Below are 25,604 nucleotides of genomic sequence, written 5' to 3' on the forward strand. Positions count from 1 at the left end.
TTGAATATTACTAAAGATCCTCGATCTGTGTTGGCGCATTATCGTTCTTGTAATCGATGATCTTTTTAAAGAATTTGTGAATTCCGGGAGTATCAGCTTTAACCTTTATGAAGTGATGATCCTTATAAATACTATATTCTTCCGCTTTTCCTTTATAAAGGTTGAGTTTGTAATATGGGATCACCAATGCGTAAGTTTCCAGAAGTGATCTGAACATAACGATAATGCCATTATTTCTCATTTCCACATTGCAAACGTTGGCATTGTTATCCAGGATGAGCAAATTATGAATATCTATGCTGGTAGACGTAATGTGTAGTTTTGGAGAGCCGGTCCCTTTGAGCTTTACTCTTTCAAATAGCGTAAAAGGCTTGCCCACTTCCTTATTTATTTTGTCTGAGATCGCCGGACGATTATAGGAAATATTCAGTAGCATTTCTTTTTTCCTAAATATAAGGATTTGAGTACAAAGCCTGGCGCCTGAAACTTCAATTCTTTTTATCTTTGCGCACTTATTAATTGGAAATACGCCAAAAAGCATAGGAAAATGAATATTGAACAAATTCTTGCATCAAAAGTTAACGAAGCCGTCAAGAAGCATTATGACGTGGAACCTGAAAACATCGAATTTCAGCCTACGCGTAAAGATTTTGAGGGTGATATTACTTTGGTGGTTTTTCCAATGTTAAAACAGGTGAAGACCAATCCTGCGCAGCTGGCTGAAAATATTGGAAAGTTTTTAGAAGAGGAGGTTGAAGAGGTTGCATCGTATAATGTGATCCAGGGTTTTCTGAATATTGTTATCAGCGATAAATATTATATCAATTTTTTTAATGATGTAAGGAATAGGGAAGATTTTGGAATACTGCTTCCGCAAAGTGATGCCAGTGGGATCATGGTGGAATATTCCTCACCAAATACGAATAAACCACTTCATTTAGGACATATTCGAAATAACCTATTAGGTTACTCGGTTTCAGAAATTTTAAAAGCAGCTGGAAACGAGGTTTATAAAGTACAGGTGATCAATGACCGTGGAATCCATATTTGTAAATCTATGGTTGCATGGCAGAAATTTGGAAATGGTGAAACTCCTGAATCCACAGGATTGAAGGGAGATAAACTGGTTGGAAATTACTATGTGAAGTTCGACCAGGAATATAAAAAGGAGATTGCTCAGCTGCAGGAAGAAGGAAAAAGTGAAGATGAAGCGAAATCTCAGGCTCCTATTTTTGTTGAAGCTCAGGAAATGCTAAGAAAATGGGAAGCCAATGATCCTGAAGTAGTAAAATTATGGTCAACGATGAACCAGTGGGTTTATGATGGCTTTGATAAGACCTATGATGCCCTTGGCGTTGATTTCGACAAGAATTATTACGAGAGTGAGACCTATCTTCTGGGAAAGGACAATGTGCAGAAAGGACTTGAAGACGGAGTTTTTTATAGAAAGGATGATGGAAGTGTCTGGATAGATCTTAGCGATGAAGGTCTGGACGAAAAGATCGTTTTAAGAAGCGACGGTACGGCAGTTTATATGACGCAAGATATCGGAACAGCGATCCAGAGATTTGCTGATTTTGATATCAACCAAATGGTTTATACCGTTGGAAATGAGCAGGAATATCACTTTAAAGTTCTATTCCTGATCCTGAAAAAACTTGGCTATGACTGGGCAGATGCTCTTTATCATTTGAGTTATGGGATGGTGGATCTTCCTAGCGGAAAAATGAAAAGTAGAGAGGGAACAGTTGTTGACGCTGATGATCTAATAAAAGAAATGGCAGATACCGCAAGAAGTATTTCCGAAGAACTCGGGAAACTTGACGGCTATTCTGAAACTGAAAAAGAAGAACTCTACCGTATTATCGGTCTTGGAGCTTTGAAATATTATATTCTGAAAGTGGATCCGAAGAAACGTATTCTTTTTAACCCGGAAGAATCGGTAGATTTTCAGGGAAATACGGGGCCTTTCATTCAATATACCTATGCAAGAATTCAGTCGATCTTGAGAAAGGCAGATTTTGATACATCTGCAGATCTTTCGAAAGATTTCAGTTTCCACGAGAAAGAAAAGGAACTGATCAAGCAGATACAGTTATTCCCCGAAACAGTTGGTTTGGCTGCAGAAAATCATTCCCCGGCACTGATCGCGAACTATACCTACGAATTAGTGAAATCATTCAATTCTTTTTATCAGAATGTTCAGATCTTAGGGATTGATGATGAAGCTGAAAAGATTTTCAGGGTACAACTTTCAAATCTGGTAGCAAATGTGATCAAATCGGCATTCAAGCTACTCGGGATTGAGGTTCCGGAGAGAATGTAATAGGAAGTATGAAAGTAGATGTACAGAATTCGATATTTCGTCGTGCTGAAATTTTTTCAGTATCTCAACAGAAATAGAATTTTAATTTTTGAACTTTCTCTTTCAGCTTCAAATCATTAAATTTGCAATTCGCTGCTTAGCAGTAATAGAATAAAATCACAGGAAAATTATGTTTGATAATTTAAGCGATAAGTTAGATAGTGCCTTTCACGTCTTAAAAGGGCATGGACAGATTACGGAGATAAATGTTGCGGAAAGCCTTAAAGAGGTGAGACGAGCGTTGGTAGATGCCGATGTGAACTATAAGATTGCTAAAGAATTTACTAATACAGTAAAGGAAAAAGCTCTTGGGCAGAACGTTTTAACAACGCTGAAACCAGGACAGCTAATGGTAAAGCTTGTTAAGGATGAGCTTACTGAATTAATGGGTGGTGAAGCTGAAGGTATCAATCTTTCAGGAAATCCTTCTGTGATTTTAATGTCTGGTTTGCAGGGTAGTGGTAAGACCACTTTCTCCGGTAAATTGGCGAACTTCCTTAAAAATAAAAAGACCAAAAAGCCTCTATTAGTAGCCTGTGATGTTTACCGTCCTGCAGCGATCAACCAGCTTCACGTAGTTGGAGAGCAGATTGGTGTTGAGGTATATTCAGATGAAGGGAATCAAGATCCGGTTGCGATTTCTAAAGACGCTATTGCCTATGCGAAGGAAAATGGACATAATGTAGTGATCATCGATACCGCGGGTCGTCTTGCTGTTGATGAAGCCATGATGACCGAAATCTCAAATATTCACCAGGCGATCGAGCCACAGGAAACACTTTTCGTAGTCGACTCTATGACTGGTCAGGATGCGGTGAATACTGCTAAAACCTTTAATGAAAGGTTGAATTTTGACGGGGTGATCCTTACTAAACTGGATGGTGATACTCGTGGTGGTGCGGCGATCTCTATTAAATCTGTCGTTAATAAACCAATCAAATTCATCGGTACTGGTGAAAAAATGGATGCGATCGATATTTTCTATCCATCTCGTATGGCCGATAGGATTCTGGGAATGGGGGATGTAGTGTCTCTTGTGGAAAGAGCTCAGGAACAATACGATGAAGAAGAAGCTAGAAAACTTCAGAAAAAGATCGCTAAGAATGCCTTCGGTTTTGATGACTTCCTGAACCAGCTTCAGCAGATCAAAAAAATGGGATCTATGAAAGATCTTATGGGTATGATCCCGGGAGCAGGAAAAATGCTGAAAGATGTAGATATTGATGACGATGCCTTCAAAGGAATTGAAGCGATCATTCATTCAATGACTCCGGGTGAAAGAAGCGAACCTAAGATCATCAACGCTAGTAGAAAAAAGAGAATTGCAAAAGGATCTGGAACTTCTGTACAGGAAGTGAACCAGTTGCTGAAACAGTTCAACCAGATGGGTAAAATGATGAAGATGATGCAAGGTGGCGGTGGCCGAAAAATGATGCAAATGATGAAAGGAATGCAATAATCCTTTCGGTAAACATACAGAACAACAACTAACACACAATAATTAATGACAATTCTCGACGGTAAAAAGATCAGTAATGACATCAAAGATGAAATTGCTGCTGAGGTTACCAAAATCAAGAAACGTGGAGAAAAAGTTCCTCACCTTGCTGCGATCATAGTAGGTAAAGATGGGGCCAGCATGACCTACGTAAATTCTAAAGTGAAAGCCTGTGAAAGGGTTGGTTTTGAATCTTCGCTTTACAGACTTCCAAATACAGTAAGTGAATTAGAATTACTGGATAAGATCGAAGAGCTTAATCAGAATGATGAAATTGATGGTTTTATCGTGCAATTGCCTTTGCCTCCGCAAATAGATACTCAAAAAGTATTAAATGCGGTAGATCCTGACAAAGATGTGGATGGCTTTCATCCCACAAACTTTGGGAAAATGGCTTTAGACATGACCAGTTTCATACCTGCCACTCCCTTCGGAATTCTTGAGCTTTTAGAACGCTATGATATTCCTACAAAAGGAAAACACACTGTGGTGATCGGCAGAAGTTACATTGTGGGAAGGCCGATGAGTATTTTGATGGGAAGAAGTGGTTTCCCTGGAAATTCCACCGTTACTTTAACTCATGAATTTACCAAGAATATCACCCAGGTGACCTCACAGGCTGATATCATTATTATCGCCGTGGGTATTCCCGATTTTCTTAAAGGAGAAATGATCAAGGATGATGCAGTTATTATTGATGTAGGAATCACAAGAGTTCCAGATGATAATGCTGAAAGAGGTTATATTATAAAAGGAGATGTAGACTTTGAAAATGTAAGTAAACGTGCATCCTATATTACTCCTGTTCCTGGAGGTGTAGGCCCAATGACCGTTTCGATGCTGTTAAAAAATACTTTACTGGCCAGAGAAAGACATAAGCACAGAGCTATGGAAGCCAAAAAGAAATAAAAAAGAGGGAGCTCAGCTCCCTCTTTTTAGTTTTATAAAGCACCGCTGGTATCTCCATTCTCTAATTTCCAGTCCAGGTAATTATGAATATCAGACTGGATAAATCTTAATCCGAAAGTTATGATCGCCATATCATCTATATAGCCCAGTCCCGGGATGAAATCCGGGATAATGTCCAGAGGATTCAGGATATATAAAAAGGTGAAGGCTATGGTCGCAATGGTAAACCAGGGAACTTTACTATAAACACCCCTGCGGTAATCCTTTAGCATTCCGTACATCACTTTAGCCAGTTCACTGTATTTCTGAAGGACTCCTGAATTATTTATTTTTGAATCAACCTCTTCCTGGCTGTCCATGGCGATGCTTACATCATCCTCATCTATCTTGGCAACCTCTGTTTTAACAAGATCTTCATCGATAACTTTTTTCTTTCTTCCGAACATAATTCAGTTTGTTTAGTTTTATAATCTATGATGTGAATTTCCATATTCCTTCTTATAGATTTTCAGAATAAGTAGAAAAAGGGAAATTAATAATGGTCCGAATATCAATCCTATAAACCCGAATAATGGTACTCCCACGATCACTCCGAAAAGTGTGATCAAAGGGTGAACGCTGGCTAGTTTTTCTAGGACGTATAACCTGATAATATTATCTGTTGATCCAACTACAACAAAGCCGTAAATCAGCATGGCGATCGCCTGCCAGTCCTGTCCCTGAGCAAAGAGCAATATGGTTGCCGGGATGATCCCAATGGCTGTTCCTATAAATGGGATCATAGAACCTATGGCGGTGATCACAAACCAAAAGAATGGATCTGGGACTCCAAAAATAAGAAAACCTATTAGGGCAATAATTCCCTGAACTAAGGCCACTAATGGAATTCCAAGGGCATTGGATTTTACCAACTGATTGCTTTCTTCACCGATGATTCGGAGATTGTCTTTACCTAATGGAATATAAGTGATCATTGATTCTCTCATCGATTCACGATTAATCAGCATATAATAAAGCATGAAATACATTATCCCGATAGCTATGAATGCATTGAATGTTCCCCCGGCCAGGTTTTGCAGGTTTGATGAAACCCAGTTGGTTACAGATGCGGTGTCTATGCTGGAGCTTACGCTAAAACCCAGTTCAGCTTCAACATGATCTAACTGATCTTTTAATGCTTTTAAAACCCTTTCAGAATTTGAAACAGCTTTTCCGATTTTTGAAGTAAGCATAATGGCAATTAGCGTCACAGGGATCAAGATCCCCACGAAAGACCCAGCCATTAAAAGGGCAGCGGCTAATGGAGGACGCCATCCGCGGCTTACCAGCTTTTTCATCCAGCTTTTCAGGATAACATATAAAGTTACCGCTCCCAGAACTCCGGAAAGGTAAGGCAGGGTTTCTTTAATGATTAAAACCGTTAAAAAAAGAATTACCATTAAGACAAATATTTGCCTTACCAGTGACGGTTTAAGTCTATCCATATTTTTGGTTGGTTGTTGGTTGTAGCGCCTTTATTTGGCAAAAAGCTGATTCATATCTTTAAAAGCTTTGAACTCCAGGGCGTTGCCGCAAGGATCTTTAAAGAACATTGTAGCTTGTTCACCCGGTTTGCCTTCAAATCTTATATATGGTTCAATAACAAAATCAATATTTTTACTCTTCAGTAATTTCGCAAATTCATGAAATACCTCCCATTGAAGAACAACTCCAAAATGCGGTACAGGAACATCCTTTCCATCCACCGGATTAGAGGTTGAAGCTTTTGTCTCCTGCGGATCCTGATAGTGAATCACCAACTGATGACCAAAAAAATTGAAATCTACCCAATGATCACTGCTTCTGCCTTCACCACAGCCTAGGGTTTCCTTATAGAATTTTCTGCATTTTTGAAGGTCTGATACGGGAATAGCAAGATGGAATGGTTGTACTTTCATTCTTTGAATATTAATCTGATTATCCTAAAGATAAGAATATTGCTCTAATCTCAAGAATTTAAAATTAACAAGAACCGGATACAAAGTGTTTAACGTGTGCGCTAATTCTCTGTTAAGATTTAGGCTTGCGTGGTCTTTTGCCTCTCTTGGGGTTTGGTTTCAGATTGGTTTCGAACACCGAGCCTTCTTCGGTCTTGGTAGAATCACCGGTTAACTGGTTGATTATTTTCAATTCTTCAGGAGTAAGGTCTCTCCATTCCCCAACCGGAACATCAAGTGTCACGTTCATAATTCGAATTCTTTTCAGCGAGGTAACCTCATAGTCTAAAAATTCGCACATTCTCCTGATCTGTCGGTTCAGACCCTGGGTTAAAATAATTCTGAAAGTATGTTTTCCTAATTTCTCAACTTCACATTCCCTGGTTACTGTATCCAGAATAGGAACTCCTGAAGACATTTTTTTTATAAAATCTGAAGTGATGGGTTTGTTGACAGAAACAACATACTCCTTTTCGTGGTTATTCCGTGCTCGTAAAATTTTATTTACAATATCTCCGTCATTGGTTAAAAATATCAATCCTTCACTTGGCTTATCTAAACGACCAATTGGAAAAATGCGTTTAGGGTAATTGATAAAGTCGATGATATTATCTTTTTCTACCCTGGTATCTGTAGTGCAAACAATGCCTACGGGTTTATTAAAGGCGATATAAACATTTGGCTCTTTCAGCTCCTCTTTTGAAACAGGTTTTCCGTCAACTTTCACAAGGTCGCCGGGAGTAACTTTAGTTCCCATTTCTGGAACTTTATCGTTTATAGTTATTCTTCCCTGGTCTATAAGTTTATCTGCTTCTCTTCTGGAACAATATCCCAGCTGACTCAAATATTTATTTATACGTACTTCGTCTCCCATAAAATCTATTCTAAAGCAAAGATACGAGTTATGAATTTGAAGGACTTAAGTGAAAAAAATAAAATTTTTAAAACCTCAGGCAACCTTTCGTAACTTTCCCACGTCTATATAAATAGAAGGCCTTGTGAAAATGGTGAAAGTCATACAACTATTTAAAAATGAATCCTCTTTGATAAAAAGAGCTTCTTCGGGAAACCGGGATGCTCAACAGAGACTGTATGAAATTCATTCACCTAAAATGTTAAGTGTATGCAGGCAGTATATAAAAGATATACATCACGCTGAAGACACAATGCTAAAAGGATTTTTTAAGGTATTTACACATCTGAAGGATTTCAAGGAAGAAGGAAGTTTTGAAGGCTGGATTAGAAAGATAATGATCAGAGAATCAATTTCATTCTTGAGACAGCATAAAAAACTTGAATTTCAGGAGGATATGAGTAACGAAACCAACGAAGTTTTCAATAATGTGAATTCTGAAATGGATGTGGCCGATATACAAAGTTTGATAGACGCTTTACCGGAAGGTTATAAAATGGTGTTCGTCATGTATGCGGTAGAAGGTTACAAGCATTCTGAAATTGCCAAGATGCTTGAAATTACTGAAGGGACCTCGAAGTCTCAATTATTTAAAGCACGAAAAATGCTTCAGGAAAAATTAAAAACAATTAATTCATCAAGTTATGGCACCAATTAAATTTGAAGAGCATGTGAAGAAGAAGCTGGATGAAAGAGAAATTCAGCCATCTGCCGGAAGTTGGGACCAATTAAATTCCAGGCTGAATGACTCGAAAAAGAGCTCGGGAAATAGATGGTGGTTATCGGCTGTTGCTGCGGTGGTAGTTGTACTTGTTGCTAGTATGTTATTTGTAAATCAACAAGAACAAACTTCTATACCGATCGTTGAAAAACCGGCAGAAATAAATACTGATAATAATGCTGATAAAGTTCAGTTTGAGCAGCCTGTAGAAATTGCTTCAGAAGAAACTATCGAAAACGAAGAGGTAGAAAGCAAACCTATAATTCAGGAATATACCGAAGAAAGTCAAAATATTGAGAATGGTAAAAATTCAGGTATAGCTTCTAATGATATTCAGAAAAGAGAAATTATTACACCGATATCCATAGAATCCAAGGCACCTAAAACAGTTTCCCAACTTAAGTTATCTGAAAAAATGCAGGAATTACTGGCTACAATCTCTCAAAAGAAAAGCGATTCCGGTAGTGAAATCACAGAGGCTGAGGTAGATGCATTACTGGCTGAAGCTGTCAGGGAGTTAAACAATCAAAAGGAACCTTATAGGCAATCTGAGATTAATGCGAGCGAGTTGCTTGCAGAAGCGGAAGATGAGCTTTATCAATCATTCAAAGAAAAAGTATTTGAAATAGTTAAATCTGGTTATCAAAAGGCAGCAGTAGCGGTTTCAAATAAACTCGATAACAATCAAAATCAATAATCATCACCTTTAAAAGGGTCAATCATCAATCATCTAAAAACAAATCATCATTATGAAAACAATTATTCTCTACATCGCATTTTCGATTTTAAGTCTAGGTCTTTGTACTGCGCAAACCGTAGAAATTACACGTGGAAATAAAATCGAAGTACTACAAAAACAAAAAAAGGACATTGTTGCTCAGGAAAAAGAGGAGCTAAGAAAAGAAGTGGAAGAAATTAATGAAAAACTTGATAATAAGGAGATCACACTTGAAAAAGCCAATGAATTAAAGGAGGCCGCGGCAAATAAACATGCGCTTAATATTGAAAATAGGGTGGCAATCATAGATAACAAAATTGCTCTGTTAGAAAGAGACGAAGAAGCTAAAGTTGAGAACGATCAGACCTTCGTTTTTTCATGGGGAGAGGATGATAAAAAGGAAAAAGATAATTACAGGGATAAAAGGACCACTTCCACAATCATGGTGGCTGCAGGTTTGAATAATGCACTTGCAGATGGACAGTCGCTGAGCGATTCAGATTTTGAAATAGGAGGTAGTAGATTCTTTGAAATAGGATGGGTATGGAATACAAGGGTTTTTGAAGATTCTAACTGGCTTCGTTTAAAATATGGAGTGTCGTTTCAATTTAATGGACTTAAACCGACTGATAATAGATATTTTGTTGAAGATGGAAGTCTGACTTACTTGGAGGAATTCCCGCTAAACTTGAAGAAATCTAAATTCAGAATGGATAATCTCGTAGTGCCGCTACACTTTGAATTTGGACCATCTAAGAGAATTCAGAATGATTATGGAGATACGTTTTCTACTTATAGAAAATTCAAAATCGGTCTTGGAGGCTACGGAGGTTTCAGCCTTGGAGAACGTCAGAAACTAAAATATGAAGAGGATGGTAAAAATGTAAAAGAGAAATTGAAGTCAGATTACAATACCAATGACTTTATTTATGGATTAAGTGGTTATGTAGGTTGGGGAAATACATCGCTTTATGCCAAATATGATCTTAATCCGATTTTTGACGGCTCAAATACTGAAATGAATAATTTTTCATTGGGAGTTCGCTTCGATCTGGATTAATTATTTTGAATTAGCAATTAATATAGATTATCTAAGCTTCCTTCGGGAAGCTTTTTTATTTTTACGTTCCTAAACAAGTTTTGTATTGATCTCAAAAACTACCATAGATAACGTATTTGAAACCGCTCGTGTTGAAGAGGTTATAGGTGATTTTGTTCAGTTAAAAAGATCTGGAAGTAATCTAAAAGGATTGAGTCCGTTCACAGATGAGCGAAGTCCTAGCTTTATGGTATCTCCGGTAAAACAGATATGGAAAGATTTTAGTAGCGGTAAAGGGGGAAATGTGGTTGCATTTTTAATGGAGCATGAGCATTTCAATTATCCTGAAGCCATAAAATATCTAGCTAAAAAATATGGAATTGAGATAGAGGAAACTCAGCAAAGCGACGAGCAGAAGGAGCAGGCCAACGAGAGGGAGAGCATGTACCTGGTTTCAGAATACGCCAATGAGTTTTTTCAAAAGAAAATGCATGAAACCGATGAGGGTCAGGCGATCGGGTTGAGTTACTTCAAAGAAAGGGGATTTACTAAGGAAACGATCAAAAAGTTTGATCTAGGTTATTCTCCAGATGACTGGGAGGTATTTACCAAAGCTGCTCTGGATAATGGCTATAAACTTGAATTCCTCGAAAAAACAGGACTTACCATTGTAAAAGAGAACAAGCGTTTTGACAGGTTTAAGGGTAGAGTGATGTTCCCGATTCATTCTATGTCTGGTCGTGTTTTAGGTTTTGGAGGCAGGATCTTATCGAATACAAAAAAAGCTGCTAAATATTTGAATTCTCCAGAGAGCGATATTTATCATAAGAGCAAAGTTCTTTATGGAATATATTACGCCAAGCAGGCCATCGCCAAGGAGGATAATTGCTACCTTGTGGAGGGTTATACAGATGTGATCCAGTTTCATCAAAGTGGGATCGAGAATACAGTTTCTTCTTCAGGAACTGCGCTAACTCCGGAACAAATTAGGTTGATCAACAGGTTGACCAAAAATATCACCGTTTTATTTGATGGTGATGCGGCAGGAACCAGGGCCTCTCTACGAGGTATTGATTTGATACTTGAACAGGGAATGAACGTAAAAGTTTGTCCTTTCCCTGAAGGTGAAGATCCAGACAGTTTTGCCCGCGCTAATTCTGAAGATGATCTGCGTGATTTCCTGGAAGAGAATTCTTATGACTTCATTACTTATAAGGCATCCTTACTAATGGATGAAGCGAAAAATGATCCGGTTAAGAAGGCTGGGCTAATTCGCGACATGGTTAACAGCATTGCGAAAATTCCGGATAACATTCAGAGAGAGGTTTATCTTCAGGAGTGTTCCCGAATAATGGATATCAATGAGGATGTGTTATACGCAACTCTTGCGCAGATAGAGAATAAAGATTCAAAATCTTCTGGCAGACCTCAGAAAAAGAAAATGGAAGTGGTAAAGGAGGAGTCTGCTCCTAAAGCTAAAGTTGATCCATTATACGAACTGGAGAGAAAGATCATAAGTCTGCTGGTTTTATACGGAAGGGAAGAGGGTGAATTCCATGACATGCTGCTCAAGCAAAATGATCAGGGAGAAATGATCTACGAATCTGAAATCCAGCAAGCAAAAGTTTTTGAAAAGATTTTTCTTGATCTTCAGGAAGATGAAATTGAATTCACCAATGAAGATTTTAAAAAGCTATTTCTCCTTCTTATTGAAAAATTGAACAGCGAAGACGAATTTGGAGTTGAAATGATCATTAATGATATCGAAGAGTCTCAAGCGATGAAGCTCACCGATATATTAATGGAAGAGGAACAATATGAGTTGCATGATTGGGACAGGCATGATATTCCAGTGAAAACCAAAGACCAGGGGATTTCACAATATGTAACTCAAACTATTTTATCCCTAAGAAGACATTTGGTTGGTAAAAAGATCAACGAACTTCTTGAGGAAATGAAAGATATAGAATCTGAAACTGAAAGAACAGATAAGATTCAGGAAATAATGAGTTATACGAGCTTAAGCACTATAATTTCAGACAGGCTTGGCCGGGTTATGTAGTATTTAATTGAAGTAATCTTGACTGAGTAATAAGATCTGCAACATTATCTACTTTCAACTTTTTCAATAATCTTGTCTTATAAGTACTTACCGTTTTTTCATTAATATCAAGAGCTTCAGCAATATCTTTATTTCTTTTGCCGGAAGAAAGCAAGTTTAGAACTTCAGTTTCTCTAGTAGAAAGCTTCTTAAATTTTGTAATCAAACTCTTACCTCTTGAAATTCCAGAATTTAGCTTCTCTGTGATCTTGCGATTTAAGTAAATTCCACCACGAGCAACCTGATAAATTGCCTTTTCCAGAGTTTCATTATCGGTGTGTTTTGAAATGTAACCTGCAGCTCCTGCTTTAATCGCGCTAAGCGCATACATCTCTTCTGGATGAGAACTGAAAATAAGGGTTTTAACTTCAGGGAATTCCTGTTTTATACGTCTAATAGCGTTGATCCCGTTGATTTGGGGAAGATCTAATTCTACGATCAAAACATCTGGAGCGTCTTTTTCCAGTTGGTTAAATAACTGGGTTCCGCTTCCAACTCTGCCAACAACTTGAAGCGCCGGATTGTTTTGAAGTACACATTTTACACCGTCCAGTATGATGGGGTGGTGGTCTGCAATTAATACTCGATACATGATTTTAAATTAAAAACAAGTCCGGGGGTAACTCGTTGAGTTTGGTTTCGTTAACCTAAAATAATGCATTGACCCTTTATAAACTGAAAGAGACCGAGATATTCGATAAGATGTTTATTTCTTCAGATGAACGGGTATGTCACAGACAGGAATCGGAACCATTTTATGTCTGTTGGCGGTATGAAGTCGGTCGTAAATTTCGAAAACTTCTTGTTGTCTACCTTCAAAATCTGATGCCGTTTTTCCTTCATCTTTTACTTTCATCGCCCATTCAAGTTCATCATAAGAAGCGCCCAATTGGTCTTCATCACTTCGGCTGTCTCCAAATAAACCATCAGTTGGAGCCGCGATCATAATTTCTTCAATAATGTTGAGATATTTACCTAGTTCGTAGACTTCACTTTTCATTAGATCTGCGATCGGACTAAGGTCTACACCGCCATCGCCATATTTAGTGTAAAATCCTACACCAAAATCTTCTACTTTATTTCCAGTTCCGGCAACTAGGTATTTATGCAAACCCGCAAAATAATACAGAGTTGTCATTCTTAACCTTGCCCTGGAATTAGCAAGTGCAAGATCCAGAGAAGATGTTTCTCTATGCTGCGGCATTCCATTTTTGAACTCTTCAAATACAGGAGTAAGGTTTACTTCCAGATCACTTACATTTGCAAAATTGTGCTGTAGTTCTTCAATATGTTTTCTGGCTCTGCTAATCTGATTTTTGTGCTGATGAATAGGCATCTCCAGGCACAAAGTTGGAAGGCCTGTTTTAGCACATAGTGTAGAGGTAACAGCCGAATCAATTCCGCCGCTAACACCAACCACAAATCCGTTCATATTAGCCTTGGTAGCATAATCTTTTAGCCAGTTTATAATATGGTCAGCAACTTTTTCGGTCTGCATAATATTGGGTGATTAAGTTTGTAAGTAATACCTTTGCCTCACAAATCTAATACATAAAGCCAATTTTTAAAAGGGTAGGGCGTTAAAGCCTTCACAATAGAGAATTATGCTGAATAAATTCTGGTTTTTATTACTTACTGTACTACTTTTTTCCTGCGATAATCAATCTGAAACAGAGGCTAAGATTGAGAAGATCAACGCCGAATTTGAGCTGATAAGATTTGATCAGAAATTTGCCGAAACCACAGAAGAAGAATTACCTGAGCTCAAAACCGAATATCCATTTTTATTTCCGAAGCAATATCCGGATAGCGTTTGGATCGAAAAATTAAATGACAGTATTCAGCAGGAGATAAACACAGAAGTAGCAAACGTATTTCCAGAATTTTCCGAAGAAAATGATCAATTACACTCTCTGTTTCAGCACGTGAAATATTATTTCCCTGACTTTCAGGTTCCAGATGTGATCACGGTAACTTCAGAAGTAGACTATAAAAATAAAGTCATCTATACCGAGGATTATCTATTCGTTTCGCTCGATACTTACCTGGGAGAGGATCACAAGTTTTACACCGGCATGCAGGAATATCTGAAAAAGAATTTTACCAAAGATCAAATCGCTGTAGATGCAGCTGTTGAAATTGCTAAATTATATGTTCCAAAAGCCGAATCCCGAACTTTTTTAGCTCATATGCTTTACTATGGAAAGTTGCTTTATTTGAAAGACAGGTTTATTCCGTTTAAATCTGATGCTCAGAAAATAGGATATTCTGAAGAGGAGCTGGAATGGGCAAAAGCAAATGAAGACCAGATCTGGAGGTATTTTATAGAGAATGAACTTATTTACGATACAGATTCACAATTATATACCAGGTTTTTATATCCGGCACCATTTTCGAAATTCTATCTACAGCTGGATGCCGAATCTCCCGCGAGATTAGGCCAATTTATAGGCTGGAATATCATCAGGGCATATATGGAAAAGAATGATGTTGGAATCAATAAGATGCTGAATACATCTGCCGAAGAAATTTTTAATAAAGCTAAATACAAACCCAAGAAATAATGTCTCAATACAAAAAGTCTGAAATTAATATAGAAGTGGTAACAGATGAGAACCACGTTCCTGAAAATATTACCTGGAGTGCTCAGGATGGCAATGTTTATAAGGAAGATGCGAAGGCATTGATGCTTTCAGTATGGGATAGTAAAGACCAGGAAACGTTGCGAATAGATCTGTGGACTAAGGAAATGCCGGTAGATGAAATGAAAAAATTCTTTCATCAAACATTGGTTTCTATGAGCGATACTTACTTTCGAGCTACTCAGGATGATAAGATGCGCGATACCATGAAAGATTTCTGTGATTATTTCGCTGAGAAAACTGAAATCAAAAAGTCATAATTGGAAAAGCTGGTATTTGTCTATAATGCAGATTCTGGTAAGCTGAATGCGCTAATGGATTCATTACAGAAGGTTGTGAATCCATCGGCCTATTCCTGTAAGTTATGTGAACTTACCTATGGAGCCTTTGAAGAGAAAAAGGCCTGGCGTAAATTCAGGAAAGAGCTAGATGTGGAAACCGAATTTTTGCACAAGGATGAATTTAGAAAAGAATATGCTTCCAAATTCGGTCATAAGTTTGAATTTCCTATAGTAATTGGACAAACCGGTAAAGGTCTGGAAGTCATTATTTCAAATAGTGAATTTGAAGAGATCAATAACCTGGAGGTATTGATTGATAAGATCAAAAGCCGAATTTAGTTCTCTTCTTTCGGAAAAAATTTCTCCCAGTTTTCAGGTCTAATGTGATTTAACATTCCCTCGATCCCATATTCACCATTTCTCACCAACATTTCTCCGTTGGATTTGATAATGGCAAAAGAGCTACAGAGGCTTGGGTTTCTAAAAACCTTATCGCGGAAAAATCCTGAGTGATCAATAAACATTAATTCCTTCTGTTCTTTCGAAAATTTAGGTAAGTTAATTCCTTTTTCAAAGACCTTTACATAGGCCAGGTTATCAAAATCATCTTCAGATGTTTTTAATCCTTTTTTGATGAAATTAAAACGAGTATTTAGTCTTGCTTTACTCCAATCATTAGGAGGTGAAGTGATGCAGTAATCATCTTTAAAATTATAGTCAACCAGGAAAGTGGTAGAATCTGGAAGATTTTTGCCTAATAGTTGCTCCATGGTTTTATGGAAAGGTTTGTAGGCTATTTTATATTTTTCGTAAGTTGGGTGACTTAGTTTAATAACCATCCCGGTATCCTTGGCTATATATTTTACTGCTGCATATTTTGGAGAATAATTCCTCCATTTCGAATCAAACTCTTTTTCTTTGATTTCGCTTCCATCTACATCTAAATAATATTTTATGGGTGGTTGAACGTAGATGTTACATGAGATTATTGAGAAAACTGTAATTAAAAAGATGAAATATTTGATCATGAGTTGGGAGATCTACTTTTCGTTCAATTGCTCATTTATGCTGTCTATATAATCCAGAACTTCGTCTTTTCCAATAGCTGCAGATGCTGAGGTGATGAAATATTCTGGCATTTCTTCCCAGGATTCCAGCATTTCATTTTTATAGTTTTCAATATTCTTTTCCAAAGCCTTTGGCTTTAGCTTGTCTGCCTTGGTGAAAATTATACAAAAGGGAATTGCATGTTCTCCCAGCCACTGCATGAATTCCATGTCAATAGGCTGAGGCTTGTGTCTTGAATCTATTAATACAAATGCACAAATCATTTGTTTACGTTTCTCGAAATAAGCAGTAATGAATTTCTGAAATACCCTTTTTGTAGATTTCGAAACCTGTGCATAACCGTATCCCGGAAGGTCTACCAAATGCCAGTTTTTATTGATCAGGAAATGATTGATCAATTGGGTTTTCCCAGGTTTTGCTGAAGTTTTTGCCAATGATTTTCTGCCGGTAAGCATGTTGATCAATGAAGATTTTCCAACATTACTACGGCCAATGAATGCATATTCTGGTAAGGAACTGTTTGGGCAGTGATCTACCTTTGAGTTGCTTACTACAAATTCAGCGGTCTTGATTTTCATAAAAGCGGTTTTAGATCTCGCGTTCTTTCAGCCATTGGTGGAAAACCTCGTTGAATTCTTCAGGATGTTCCATCATTGCAGCATGTCCGCATTTATCGATCCAGTATAAATCTGAATCTGGCAGCAAACGCTGAAAGTCTTCGGCTACTTCCGGTGGAGTTACCGTATCATTTTTTCCCCAGATAATGCAGGTTGGTGTTTGCATTTTGGGAAGATCTTTGGCCATGTTATGGCGAATAGCACTTTTTGCAATAGCCAGAGTTTTCACAAGTTTATTACGATCGCTCACAGTTTCGTAAACTTCATCCACGATTTCCTTGGTGGCAACTTCAGGATCGTAAAATACAGCTTCGGCTTTCTTTTTGATAAAATCATAATCTCCGCGTCTAGGGTAGCTTTCGCCCATCGCGTTTTCATAGAGACCAGAACTGCCTGTAATTACAAGTGCCTGAACAGATTCTGGAAACATTTTAGTAGCTAACAGCGCAATATGACCTCCAAGTGAATTACCAAGCAGGATAACATTGTCAAAATTTTTAAAGTCTAAAAATTCCTTCAAATATTTAGCAAATGTTCCAACACTGGTTTTTAAAAGTGACATGGAGTAAAGTGGCAATTCCGGGATCACTACTTTGTAGCCATGCTCCGGGAAGTAATCCACCACGCCATCAAAATTACTGAGGCCTCCCATAAGTCCGTGAAGAATAACAATTGGTGTTCCTTCGCCTTTTTCAAGATATGTGAATTTTCCCTCTTGCCTTAAGTGATCTTTCATTGATAGCCTTTGCGGTTAGCAATCGCAAATATAGCGATTTCGATACAAGTATAATCATTTTTGAGCAACTGCAATGGCTTTTCTGCGAAGTGGGAAAATTATAATCACCAACATTTTTCAGGGATATTTTACACTTTTTCCCACCATTTTTCAAATTACTGAATCCTAAGCGAATAGGCCTATTTAAAAGGTTTTCAAATACATACAGTGGTAAAACTTATCAACATTGTGGTAAAAAGTGGTAAATTGTGGTAATATTTTCAATATATTTGGCTCTATAATACTTAACCGTGATAAATCTAATTGGGACATACGAATGTAAAGTCGATGCGAAAGGCCGTTTGATGGTGCCTTCAGCATTGAAGAAGCAATTGGCTCCCATGATGCAGGACGGTTTTGTAATTAAGAGAGCGGTTTTTCAAAACTGCCTTGAGCTTTACCCGATGGAAGAGTGGAATAAGTTGATGAAGAAGATGAACGGGCTCAACAGGTTCAAGAAAAAGAACAATGATTTTATCAGAAGGTTCACTGCTGGAGTGAAAACCGTAGAGGTTGATACCAATGGCAGGTTATTGATCCCGAAAGACCTTGTTGGTTTTGCTGGAATTGAGAAAGAGATCGTTCTCTCTTCGGCGATCAACATCGTTGAGATCTGGGATAAGGATAAATACGAACAAACCCTTGACGATTCTTCAGATGATTTTGCAGATCTGGCTGAGGAAGTGATGGGAAATGATGATTTTGATGGAATATCATAATCCGGTTCTGCTAAAGGAAACTGTAGATGGTCTAGATATAAAACCTTCAGGAGTATACGTGGACGTTACTTTTGGTGGTGGAGGTCATTCCAGGGAAATCCTGAATAGACTCGGGCCTGAAGGAAAGCTTTATGCTTTTGATCAGGATAAAGACGCTCTTGAAAATAAGATTGACGATTCCAGATTCACGCTAATCAATGAGAATTTCAGATTTGTAAAAAGATTTCTCAGATTTTATGGAGTGAAGCAGGTAGATGGGATTCTTGGAGATTTCGGGGTTTCTTCTCATCAGTTCAATGAAGCTGAAAGAGGTTTTTCTACCAGGTTCGATGCGAAACTGGATATGAGAATGAACCAGGGAGATAAGTTGAGTGCTTATGAAGTGATCAACGAATACGATGAGGATCAGCTTAAAAAACTTTTTTATGCGTATGCCGATCTTAAAAATGCTCCTAAACTGGCCAGGACGATTGTTTCAGAAAGAAAGAATAATCCAATCGAAACCAGTGAGCAACTGAATGATCTATTGAAGCCATTACTTTTCAAGGGTAAGGAAAATAAAATTCTTGCTCAGATCTACCAGGCGATACGAATTGAAGTGAATCAGGAGATCGAGGTTTTAAAGGAGTTCTTATTACAAACTGAAGATATTATCAAGCCTGAGGGAAGGTTGAGTTTAATCTCCTATCATTCCTTGGAAGACAGGCTGGTGAAAAGATATATAAGGAGCGGGTTATTTGAAGGAGAGCCTGAAAAAGATATGTTCGGTAACATATCTGTACCGTTTAAAAAAGTGAACGGACTAATTGTTCCTTCAAAAGAAGAGATTAAGCAGAATAACAGAGCCAGAAGCGCAAAATTAAGAGTGGCGCGTAAGCTGTAACAGATATGAAAAAAGGTTTTTACAACATACTGAAAGCTAATTTCCTTATCAGTGAAGATGCTGTAAAAAACTGGCGGTTCATAGTTTTTTGTACCGTTCTGGCCATTGTGATGATCGCAAGTTCGCACAGTGCAGAACAGAAAGTACATCAAATTGCAAAATTGAATAATGAAGTATTGGAATTGAGGAGTGAGTTTTTGGAGAGAAGATCCAAGCTAATGCGAGTGAAGATGGAATCTACCATTACCGAAAAAATGGTAGAAAAAGGGATAGGGCCTTCAGAAACCCCACCCAATAAGATAAGAGTGATAATAAAAGACTAACCTGAAATGGCTACAACCGAAAAAAGCATCCTGAATCGTTTGTATTTCGTGGCTGGCTGTCTCCTTGTTTTTGCGATAGCAGTAGGGTTTAAGTTGCTCGATATTCAATTCGCACATGGAGATCATTATAAAGAGCTGGCTGAAGAGCGAACTCTGAAGAATTTTAAAATTCCTGCTAACCGTGGGAATTTATACGATGTCAACGGAAATCTCCTGGCAACATCAGTTCCTAAATATGATATCCGTTTTGATGCGGTAACAGTTTCAGATAAAAATTTTGAAGAAAATATAGGACCACTTTCTGAGAAACTTTCCGGAATGCTAGGTCAACCAGCTTCTTACTATTCTCAAAAGTTAAGAGCGGCCAGGGCTAATAAGCAGCGCTATGTTCTTATTGCTCGAAACCTTGGATATTCAGATTACATGAAGATCAAGAGTTTCCCAATGTTCAATCTTGGAGCTTATAAAGGTGGAATGATTACAGAGCAAACCACTGTTCGTGAACATCCGCTTGGCAAAATGGGAGAAAGAACGGTTGGCTATGAGAGAAGGGATGAAAATGGATATTTCACCAGGGTTGGTTTGGAAGGAGCCTTCAGTAATTACTTGCGTGGAACAGATGGTCGACGTTTAAAGCAAAAGATCGCCAAAGGTCAATGGAAGCCGATCAGCGATAATAATGAAATGGAACCGAAGGATGGTTATGATGTGGTTTCTACCATAGATGTAAATATTCAGGATATAGCACATCATTCATTATTGCGTCAGCTGGAAAATTTTGAAGCTGAGCACGGTACTGTAGTAGTGATGGAAACTGCAACCGGTGAAATAAAAGCGATGTCTAATCTCGGGCGCACCAAGGATGGGACATATTTTGAAAAAAGAAATTATGCGGTTTATGAAGCTCATGAGCCTGGATCCACTTTTAAATTAATGGCCATGGTTGCTGCTTTGGAAGATAAAGTAGTAGATACAAGCCAAATCATTGATACTGAAAAAGGGGTGGTGAGGTTCTACGGTAGGCCAGTTCGTGATTCGCATCATGGCGGTTACGGTGAGATTTCTGCTGCTAAAGCTTTCGAAGTTTCTTCGAATACAGCATTTACAAAAATGATCACAGAAGGATATAAAAATGATCCTTCAAAATTTGTTGATAGACTATACTCAATGGGACTTAACCAGAAAATTGGTCTTGAAATCAAAGGTGAGGGATCCCCCCGAATTCCTCACCCTCAAGACAAAAACTGGAACGGTTTGAGTTTACCGTGGATGGCTTTTGGTTATGGTGTTTCAATTACTCCATTGCAAACCCTGACTTTTTATAATGCCATAGCTAATGATGGTGAAATGATCAAACCAAGATTCATCAAAGAAGTAAAAGATCGCGATAAACCAATTATAACGATGGAAAAGCAGGTGATGAATCCTTCGATTTGTTCTGTAGAAACAGCCAAGAAGGTTCGCGCAATGATGAAGAATACAGTTATTCGAGGAACTGCTGCTAACATTCACACAGAGAATTTTTCCATGGCCGGAAAAACCGGAACTTGCCAGACGGAATACTGGATCGAACCAGGAAGATATATCGCTTCATTTGCAGGCTACTTCCCGGCAGAGAATCCTAAATATTCCTGCATTGTAGTGATCCACAAGCCGAACAGGAGAAAAGGTTATTACGGAAATATCGTCGCGGCGCCCGTTTTCAAGGATATCGCCAGGAAGATCTACACAGATACTCCGGTTATGGATGAACTTGAATCTCTGGATGTTCAGGATAAAAAAGTTAAAACCGATTTCGATAAATATTATACCAAAATTCAGGATGAAAAATTGTTAATGCCAGACGTTACCGGAATGCCGGCAATGGATGCGATATCAATTCTTGAAAACCTGGGATTGGAAGTTAAGTTCAATGGGAAGGGTGTGGTAAAAAGACAATCGGTATCTGCCGGACAGAAATTAAAGAATAAACAAACAGTAAAATTGGAATTGAGTTAATGAGCGTTTTAAAGGACATACTCTATAAGGTGAACATGAAGGCGGTGAATGGCGATACCGGTGTGACCATTAACGATATTCAATTCGATTCCAGGAAAGTAAAACTGAATGATGTTTTTATAGCTATCCGTGGAACAGTTTCAGATGGCCATGATTTCATTAAGAATGCTGAAAACCAGGGAGCATTAGCAATCGTTTGCGAAGAAATTCCGAAAGATAAGATCAACGGAGTTACATACATAGAAGTAGAAGATACCAAAAAAGCTCTGGCATATATTTCCGCGAATTATTATGATAATCCCTCGGAAAAATTGCAATTGGTCGGAGTAACTGGGACAAACGGTAAAACTACCATTGCCACCCTGCTTTACGATCTGTTTACCAAAGCCGGTTATAAATGCGGGTTATTATCTACGGTCAAAGTGATGGTTGGAGATGATGAGCACACTGCTATTAGAACCACTCCAGATTCTATTACGATCAATTCTTACTTAAAAGATATGAATGATGCTGGTGTGGAATACTGCTTTATGGAAGTAAGTTCTCATGGTATAGATCAGCATCGCACTTCCGCACTTAAATTTGCTGGTGGAATATTTACGAATCTGTCTCATGATCACCTTGATTATCACAAGGATTTTGCGGAATACCGTGATGTTAAAAAGCGCTTTTTCGATGAATTGCCGTCTTCAGCGTTTGCCTTAACCAATATAGATGACAAAAATGGTTCTGTAATGCTTCAAAATACCAGGGCCAGGAAATACTCTTATGCCCTGAAGTCTTATGCAGATTATAAAGCGCAGATACTGGAAAATAATTTTACAGGATTGCTTTTGAAGATAAATGAGCAGGAGCTGTGGACTAAACTCATCGGAAATTTCAATGCTTACAATGTTCTGGCAATTTATGCCACCGCCAATCTGTTGGGATTGAAAACATTGGAAATTTTAAGATTAATAAGTGAGCTGAATTCGGTAAACGGAAGATTTCAGTATGTCATTTCGGAAAAAGAGAAGATCACTGCAATTGTTGATTACGCTCATACTCCGGACGCATTGAAAAATGTATTGGAAACGATCAATAGCATTCGTACCAAGAACGAAGAGTTGATCACCGTTGTTGGCTGTGGCGGCGACAGGGATACTACTAAAAGGCCTAAAATGGGGCATATTGCTTCAGCTTTAAGTACGAAAGTTGTTTTTACCAGTGATAATCCAAGAACTGAAGATCCTGAAAAGATCATTGAGGATGTGGAGGCTGGTGTAGAACCTCAAAATTTTAAAAAAACAATAAGTGTCACCAATAGAAAGCAGGCTATAAAAACAGCTTGCCAGATGGCGGGACCTAATGATATTATTCTCATCGCCGGTAAAGGCCATGAGACCTACCAGGAAGTGAATGGTAAAAGAGTTGATTTTGATGATCTAAAGATCGTGAACGAATTTTTAAAACAACTGGATAAATAATGCTGTATTACTTATTTCAATTTTTAGAAGATCAGTATCAGTTGCCTGGCGCACAGTTGTTTGAGTTCCTGTCGTTCAGATCTGCCATGGCAATCATACTCTCGCTGGGGATCTCAACGATCTATGGAAAAAGGATTATCAATTATTTGAGAGCAAAGCAAATTGGTGAAAGCGTTCGTGATCTTGGATTAAAAGGTCAGACAGAAAAAGCCGGAACACCAACTATGGGTGGTGTGATCATAATCATCGCGACCCTCATCCCGGTACTCCTTTTTGCAAAACTTGAAAATATATATGTCATTCTCCTGATTGTGACTACACTTTGGATGGGAGCAATCGGGTTTCTGGATGATTACATCAAAACCTTTAAAAAAGATAAAGAAGGTCTTAAAGGAATTTTTAAAGTGATTGGTCAGATAGGTCTCGGGTTGATCGTGGGTTGCACCATGTATTTTCATCCGCAGATCACAACTAAAGAAGTGGTTACTGAAACCAATCCTACAGAAAATGTGATCGCCAGAGCTGAGGTTGTAGATATGGGTCCTGAAGTAAAGGATACCAGTACCACGATCCCGTTCGTAAAAAATAATGAATTTGAATATTCAAGTTTGATAAGCTGGATAAATCCAGAATTGGTGAATTATGCCTGGCTGATCTTTATACCGATCGTAATTTTTATTGTCACTGCCGTTTCCAATGGAGCGAATTTAACAGATGGGATCGACGGGCTCGCCGCAGGATCTTCCGCAATAATCGTATTAACACTGGGTATTTTTGCCTGGGTTTCAGGTAACATCATTTTCTCAGATTACCTGAATATCATGTATATCCCACGTTCTGGGGAAATGACCATTTTTATTACAGCATTTGCAGGAGCCTTGGTTGGTTTCTTATGGTATAACACTTATCCGGCCCAGGTTTTTATGGGTGATACAGGAAGTTTGACCATCGGTGGAATTATAGCAGTTCTAGCAATCGCCACCAGAAAAGAATTATTGATTCCACTTTTATGCGGAATCTTCTTAGTAGAGAACCTTTCCGTGGTAATGCAGGTGGGTTGGTTTAAATACACTAAGAAAAGATTTGGCGAAGGCCGTAGGATTTTCCTGATGTCGCCTTTGCACCATCATTATCAGAAGAAAGGAAAACATGAAAGTAAGATCGTTGTGAGGTTCTGGATTATAGGAATTTTTCTCGCGATTCTTACCATCGTGACATTGAAGGTTAGATAATCTGAAACTGTGAGTAAGAAAATTGCCATACTGGGTGGAGGAGAAAGTGGGATTGGAACGGCAATCCTGGCCAGAAAAAACGGATACGATGTTTTTCTTTCAGATAAAGGGAAAATTAAAGATAAGTACCGAGAAGTTCTTAAACATATTGAGATTGAGTGGGAAGACCAACAGCATACGGAATCAAAGATTTTCGATGCCGATGTGGTGATGAAAAGTCCGGGAATTCCAGATACAGCTCCAATGATCGTGGAGCTAAGAAATAAGAATATTCCGGTGGTTTCTGAAATTGAATTCGCTTCCTGGTATTCTGAAACTCCGGTAATAGGTATTACAGGAAGTAACGGAAAGACCACAGTAACCAATCTTGTTCAGCATTTGCTTCAGGAAGGTGGAGTTGATTCAGGAATAGGAGGGAATATTGGAAATTCTTACGCGAAGATGGTTGCGGAAGAAAATCATGATTGGTTCGTATTGGAATTAAGCAGTTTTCAGCTGGATGGAATAGAAAAATTCAGACCACACATTGCGATTTTAACCAATATCACCCCAGACCATTTGGATAGATATGATTATAAACTGGAAAATTATATCGCTTCAAAGTTCAGAATTGCTGAAAATCAAACCGGGGATGACTATTTCATCTATGATGCAGATGATAAGAATATTACCGGCTGGCTTGCGAAAAATCCTATAAGATCTCAAAAACTGCCATTTTCAATTGAAAGAAAAATTGAAAACGGCGCATATATAGAAAACGAAACAATTGTTGTAAACATTAATAACACAGAATTTACTATGCCAACATCAGAACTTGCCCTTCAAGGCAAACATAATGCAAAAAATGCCATGGCAGCTTCCATGGTGTCTCAGTTACTCCGCATTAGAAAACAGACCATCCGCGAGAGTATGGCTAATTTCCAGGGAGTGGAACATCGCCTTGAAAAAGTGCTGAAAATTAACAATGTACTTTATATAAATGATTCAAAAGCAACCAATGTAAATGCAACATTTTATGCTTTAGAAAGTATGGAATCTGAAACTGTTTGGATCATTGGTGGTGTGGATAAGGGAAATGTATACGATGACCTTCTTCCATTAGTGAATGAAAAAGTAAAAGCCATCATCTGCCTTGGTGTGGATAACGAAAAGATTAAAGCTTCCTTCGGAAATATCGTAGAAACAATGGTTGAAACAACTTCCATGAGCGAAGCGGTGCAAATGGCATACAGACTTGCAGATAAAGGTGATAATGTGTTATTATCTCCGGCCTGTGCAAGTTTCGATCTTTTTGAAAATTACGAAGACAGAGGAAGACAATTTAAAGAAGCGGTTAGAAATCTATAACCACTAGAAAAAA

27 protein-coding genes are annotated in these 25,604 nt (G+C 38.1%); 17 read left to right on the forward strand and 10 right to left on the reverse strand.

Annotated features, from left to right (window positions below):
- Positions 1-10 precede the first annotated feature (10 nt).
- Positions 11-436, reverse strand: a complete 426-nt coding sequence (locus AC2S94_RS07575) for a hypothetical protein (RefSeq protein ID WP_484630837.1) — start codon at positions 434-436, stop codon at positions 11-13.
- A gap of 111 nt (positions 437-547) precedes the next feature.
- Here AC2S94_RS07575 and argS point away from each other — a divergent pair, with 111 nt between their 5' ends.
- The 3 genes from argS to AC2S94_RS07590 all read left to right on the forward strand — a co-directional run bounded on the left by argS (position 548) and on the right by AC2S94_RS07590 (position 4,772).
- Positions 548-2,326, forward strand: coding sequence for an arginine--tRNA ligase (argS, locus tag AC2S94_RS07580; RefSeq protein WP_484630838.1), 1,779 nt, complete (start codon positions 548-550; stop codon positions 2,324-2,326).
- 169 nt (positions 2,327-2,495) lie between these two features.
- Positions 2,496-3,824 carry a signal recognition particle protein gene (gene ffh / locus AC2S94_RS07585; RefSeq protein WP_484630839.1) on the forward strand — a complete coding sequence of 443 codons (1,329 nt, stop codon included), beginning with the start codon at positions 2,496-2,498 and terminating at the stop codon, positions 3,822-3,824.
- A 45-nt stretch (positions 3,825-3,869) separates the two neighbouring features.
- Positions 3,870-4,772, forward strand: coding sequence for a bifunctional 5,10-methylenetetrahydrofolate dehydrogenase/5,10-methenyltetrahydrofolate cyclohydrolase (locus AC2S94_RS07590; protein ID WP_484630840.1), 903 nt, complete (start codon positions 3,870-3,872; stop codon positions 4,770-4,772).
- 32 nt (positions 4,773-4,804) lie between these two features.
- On the opposite strand, the gene AC2S94_RS07595 is transcribed toward AC2S94_RS07590, so the two are convergent.
- The 4 genes from AC2S94_RS07595 to rluF all read right to left on the reverse strand — a co-directional run bounded on the left by AC2S94_RS07595 (position 4,805) and on the right by rluF (position 7,622).
- On the reverse strand, positions 4,805-5,218 hold the full coding sequence (locus AC2S94_RS07595; RefSeq protein ID WP_484630841.1) for a YkvA family protein: 414 nt from the start codon (positions 5,216-5,218) through the stop codon (positions 4,805-4,807).
- 18 nt (positions 5,219-5,236) lie between these two features.
- Complete coding sequence (locus AC2S94_RS07600; RefSeq protein ID WP_484630842.1) at positions 5,237-6,256, reverse strand: AI-2E family transporter; 1,020 nt, start codon at positions 6,254-6,256, stop codon at positions 5,237-5,239.
- Between the two features lie 30 nt (positions 6,257-6,286).
- Positions 6,287-6,709: a VOC family protein gene (locus tag AC2S94_RS07605; RefSeq protein ID WP_484630843.1), complete on the reverse strand. Its 423-nt coding sequence runs from the start codon at positions 6,707-6,709 to the stop codon at positions 6,287-6,289.
- 112 nt (positions 6,710-6,821) lie between these two features.
- A complete protein-coding gene (gene rluF / locus AC2S94_RS07610; protein WP_484630844.1) occupies positions 6,822-7,622 on the reverse strand; it encodes a 23S rRNA pseudouridine(2604) synthase RluF in 801 nt (266 codons plus the stop codon).
- A gap of 133 nt (positions 7,623-7,755) precedes the next feature.
- Between rluF and AC2S94_RS07615 the strand changes: the two genes are divergently transcribed.
- From AC2S94_RS07615 to dnaG, 4 genes are all read left to right on the forward strand, one after another.
- Positions 7,756-8,319 (forward strand): RNA polymerase sigma factor, encoded by a 564-nt coding sequence (locus tag AC2S94_RS07615; protein ID WP_484630904.1) that lies wholly within the window; start codon positions 7,756-7,758, stop codon positions 8,317-8,319.
- The gene (locus tag AC2S94_RS07620; protein WP_484630845.1) at positions 8,306-9,079 is read left to right on the forward strand and encodes a hypothetical protein; all 774 of its coding nucleotides are present in this window, start codon (positions 8,306-8,308) and stop codon (positions 9,077-9,079) included. Before AC2S94_RS07615 ends, AC2S94_RS07620 begins: the two co-directional genes overlap by 14 nt.
- A gap of 52 nt (positions 9,080-9,131) precedes the next feature.
- Positions 9,132-10,160 (forward strand): porin family protein, encoded by a 1,029-nt coding sequence (locus AC2S94_RS07625; RefSeq protein WP_484630846.1) that lies wholly within the window; start codon positions 9,132-9,134, stop codon positions 10,158-10,160.
- Between the two features lie 85 nt (positions 10,161-10,245).
- Positions 10,246-12,201, forward strand: a complete 1,956-nt coding sequence (gene dnaG, locus AC2S94_RS07630) for a DNA primase (protein WP_484630847.1) — start codon at positions 10,246-10,248, stop codon at positions 12,199-12,201.
- Here the strand turns inward: dnaG and AC2S94_RS07635 are convergent.
- The gene (locus AC2S94_RS07635; protein WP_309562643.1) at positions 12,194-12,832 is read right to left on the reverse strand and encodes a response regulator transcription factor; all 639 of its coding nucleotides are present in this window, start codon (positions 12,830-12,832) and stop codon (positions 12,194-12,196) included. The two genes, dnaG and AC2S94_RS07635, sit on opposite strands and share 8 nt — an antisense overlap.
- A 114-nt stretch (positions 12,833-12,946) precedes the next feature.
- Positions 12,947-13,738, reverse strand: a complete 792-nt coding sequence (nadE, locus tag AC2S94_RS07640) for an NAD(+) synthase (RefSeq protein ID WP_484630848.1) — start codon at positions 13,736-13,738, stop codon at positions 12,947-12,949.
- A gap of 106 nt (positions 13,739-13,844) precedes the next feature.
- Here nadE and gldB point away from each other — a divergent pair, with 106 nt between their 5' ends.
- From gldB to AC2S94_RS07655, 3 genes are read left to right on the forward strand one after another with little or no spacing between them, the layout of a single operon-like run.
- Positions 13,845-14,804 carry a gliding motility lipoprotein GldB gene (gene gldB, locus AC2S94_RS07645; protein ID WP_484630849.1) on the forward strand — a complete coding sequence of 320 codons (960 nt, stop codon included), beginning with the start codon at positions 13,845-13,847 and terminating at the stop codon, positions 14,802-14,804.
- The gene (gene gldC, locus AC2S94_RS07650; RefSeq protein WP_309562646.1) at positions 14,804-15,142 is read left to right on the forward strand and encodes a gliding motility protein GldC; all 339 of its coding nucleotides are present in this window, start codon (positions 14,804-14,806) and stop codon (positions 15,140-15,142) included. Before gldB ends, gldC begins: the two co-directional genes overlap by 1 nt.
- The gene (locus tag AC2S94_RS07655; protein WP_484630850.1) at positions 15,143-15,502 is read left to right on the forward strand and encodes a GTPase; all 360 of its coding nucleotides are present in this window, start codon (positions 15,143-15,145) and stop codon (positions 15,500-15,502) included.
- Here AC2S94_RS07655 and AC2S94_RS07660 read toward each other — a convergent pair.
- Genes AC2S94_RS07660 through AC2S94_RS07670 form a run of 3 tightly spaced genes read right to left on the reverse strand, consistent with a single transcriptional unit; the run spans position 15,499 to position 17,584 of the window.
- Complete coding sequence (locus tag AC2S94_RS07660) at positions 15,499-16,191, reverse strand: hypothetical protein (RefSeq protein ID WP_484630851.1); 693 nt, start codon at positions 16,189-16,191, stop codon at positions 15,499-15,501. The genes AC2S94_RS07655 and AC2S94_RS07660 overlap by 4 nt on opposite strands.
- A gap of 12 nt (positions 16,192-16,203) precedes the next feature.
- Complete coding sequence (gene yihA / locus AC2S94_RS07665; protein ID WP_484630852.1) at positions 16,204-16,809, reverse strand: ribosome biogenesis GTP-binding protein YihA/YsxC; 606 nt, start codon at positions 16,807-16,809, stop codon at positions 16,204-16,206.
- Positions 16,810-16,819: 10 nt separating this feature from the next.
- Positions 16,820-17,584 carry an alpha/beta fold hydrolase gene (locus AC2S94_RS07670; protein WP_484630853.1) on the reverse strand — a complete coding sequence of 255 codons (765 nt, stop codon included), beginning with the start codon at positions 17,582-17,584 and terminating at the stop codon, positions 16,820-16,822.
- 290 nt (positions 17,585-17,874) lie between these two features.
- Between AC2S94_RS07670 and mraZ the strand changes: the two genes are divergently transcribed.
- From mraZ to murD, 7 genes are read left to right on the forward strand one after another with little or no spacing between them, the layout of a single operon-like run.
- Positions 17,875-18,342 carry a division/cell wall cluster transcriptional repressor MraZ gene (gene mraZ / locus AC2S94_RS07675; protein WP_484630854.1) on the forward strand — a complete coding sequence of 156 codons (468 nt, stop codon included), beginning with the start codon at positions 17,875-17,877 and terminating at the stop codon, positions 18,340-18,342.
- Positions 18,329-19,225, forward strand: a complete 897-nt coding sequence (gene rsmH / locus AC2S94_RS07680) for a 16S rRNA (cytosine(1402)-N(4))-methyltransferase RsmH (RefSeq protein WP_484630855.1) — start codon at positions 18,329-18,331, stop codon at positions 19,223-19,225. Before mraZ ends, rsmH begins: the two co-directional genes overlap by 14 nt.
- Positions 19,226-19,230: 5 nt before the next feature.
- A complete protein-coding gene (locus tag AC2S94_RS07685; protein WP_484630856.1) occupies positions 19,231-19,548 on the forward strand; it encodes an FtsL-like putative cell division protein in 318 nt (105 codons plus the stop codon).
- Between the two features lie 6 nt (positions 19,549-19,554).
- On the forward strand, positions 19,555-21,546 hold the full coding sequence (locus AC2S94_RS07690) for a penicillin-binding protein (RefSeq protein ID WP_484630857.1): 1,992 nt from the start codon (positions 19,555-19,557) through the stop codon (positions 21,544-21,546).
- Positions 21,546-23,012, forward strand: coding sequence for a UDP-N-acetylmuramoyl-L-alanyl-D-glutamate--2,6-diaminopimelate ligase (locus AC2S94_RS07695; protein WP_484630858.1), 1,467 nt, complete (start codon positions 21,546-21,548; stop codon positions 23,010-23,012). Before AC2S94_RS07690 ends, AC2S94_RS07695 begins: the two co-directional genes overlap by 1 nt.
- Positions 23,012-24,244: a phospho-N-acetylmuramoyl-pentapeptide-transferase gene (gene mraY / locus AC2S94_RS07700; RefSeq protein WP_484630859.1), complete on the forward strand. Its 1,233-nt coding sequence runs from the start codon at positions 23,012-23,014 to the stop codon at positions 24,242-24,244. The genes AC2S94_RS07695 and mraY overlap by 1 nt, the downstream gene beginning before the upstream one ends.
- A 9-nt stretch (positions 24,245-24,253) precedes the next feature.
- On the forward strand, positions 24,254-25,591 hold the full coding sequence (gene murD / locus AC2S94_RS07705; RefSeq protein WP_484630860.1) for a UDP-N-acetylmuramoyl-L-alanine--D-glutamate ligase: 1,338 nt from the start codon (positions 24,254-24,256) through the stop codon (positions 25,589-25,591).
- Positions 25,592-25,604 lie beyond the last annotated feature (13 nt).

The sequence above is a fragment of the Christiangramia pacifica genome (assembly GCF_057221535.1).